Source organism: Mycobacterium innocens (assembly GCF_900566055.1).
Lineage (GTDB): Bacteria > Actinomycetota > Actinomycetes > Mycobacteriales > Mycobacteriaceae > Mycobacterium > Mycobacterium innocens.
The window spans coordinates 1-1580 of sequence record NZ_UPHQ01000345.1 but is presented as its reverse complement, the minus strand read 5'-3'; the positions used below and the strand labels follow the sequence as shown (position 1 = coordinate 1580).

1 protein-coding gene is annotated in these 1580 nt (G+C 69.0%); it reads left to right on the top strand.

From position 1 onward, the window contains the following. Positions 1 to 39: 39 nt before the first annotated feature. On the top strand, positions 40 to 1440 hold the full coding sequence (locus tag EET03_RS29620; protein WP_075542929.1) for an IS1380 family transposase: 1401 nt from the start codon (positions 40 to 42) through the stop codon (positions 1438 to 1440). Positions 1441 to 1580 lie beyond the last annotated feature (140 nt).

The following is a 1580-nucleotide window of genomic DNA, read 5'->3' as shown; positions in this document are numbered from 1 at the left end:
CCACAGCACCGATGATCCGAGATGGAGCGCACCTAACAGATGCAGACTAGCAACGATTGGTCGAAGAATCTCCGTATCGAGGTGCGTGGCGATGATGTCGTCGGGCACGCCGGGAACGTGATCCCGCGGATGCTGGCCGATGCGACCGGGCTCACCGAGGGATTGTCGGCGGTGCTGTCGCGGCCGGAGGTGACCCATGATCGGGGCGCGGTGCTGCGGGATGTGGCGGTGGCGATCGCCGGCGGCGGCCGCGACATCGGCGATGTGGTGGTGCTGCGCGAACAGGCCCGATTGTTCGGTCCGGTGGCGTCGGTCCCGACGGTGTGGCGGTCGCTGAACGAGATCGACGAACAGGCGCTGCAGCGCATCATGATGGTGCGCAACAAGACCCGGCAGCGGGTGTGGGAGCTGATCGAGGCCCGCCATGGGCGGATCCCGCCCGCGCCCACCTGCTATGGGGATCTTGGGCCGGTGATCGTGATCCGCATCGACGCGTCGCTGATCGACTCGCATAGCGACAAGGAGTGCGCAGCGGGGAACTTCAAGGGCGGCTACGGGTTCCATCCGCTGACCGCCTGGTGCGACAACACCGGGGAACTGCTCGCGATCGTGCCTCGGAAGGGAAATGCCGGGTCGAACACCGCCGCCGACCATATCGCGATCATCGACGCCGCGATCGCCGCGATCCCGCCGCGGTGGCGGCGCAATCTGCTGATTACCATCGACGGCGCCGGATCCAGCCACGCCGTGGTCGAGCACCTCACGAAACTCAACGACCGGCCGGGCTGGTCGGTGGCCTATTCGGTCGGGTTCGACCTGGACGAACGCGTTCGGACCGCGATCGGGCAGACCCCCGCCGGCGTGTGGTCGCCGGCGTTGGACGCAGTCGGCGACCCGCGTGAGGACGCGCAGCTGGCGGAGCTGACCGGGCTGCTACGACACAGCGCCGGCGGCGACCGCCTCGACGGCTGGCCCACCGACATGCGCATCCTGGTGCGGCGGGAGAAGATCGAGTCCGGCGCCCAATTGTCGCTGTTCGAGCAGCTGGGCGGATACCGCTACCAGGTGATGGCGACCGCCACCGCGGGCGGGCAGGTGCAGCGGCTCGAGGCACGGCACCGGGTGCACGCCCGCGTGGAGGGGTTCATTCGGTGCGGCAAGGACACCGGCCTGGCGCGGTGGCCGTCGGCATCGTTCGCCATCAACACCGCCTGGGTCACCGCCGCCGCGATCGCGATCGACCTGCTGTGCTGGACGCGGCTGCTGCTGCTGGACGGGCCGCTGGCCAAGGCCGAACCCGCCACGCTGCGGCACCGGCTGCTGCACACCGCCGTCCGGCTCGTGCGCCGCTCCCGCCACCTGTTCCTGCGCATATCCGAAACCTGGCCCTGGGCACAGGAATTCGCCGACGCGTTCAACCGCGTCCTGGCAATTCCCTGACCCACCGGCCGTTGTCGCGACTACCCCAGGAAGGAGCGAACCCCACCGGGACCTGGAACCCGGCGTCACCGCACGACACGCGGCGCCGAAACCTACCCGGCACCACGAAATCAAGATCAACAAGCGTCGCCGGCCCCACA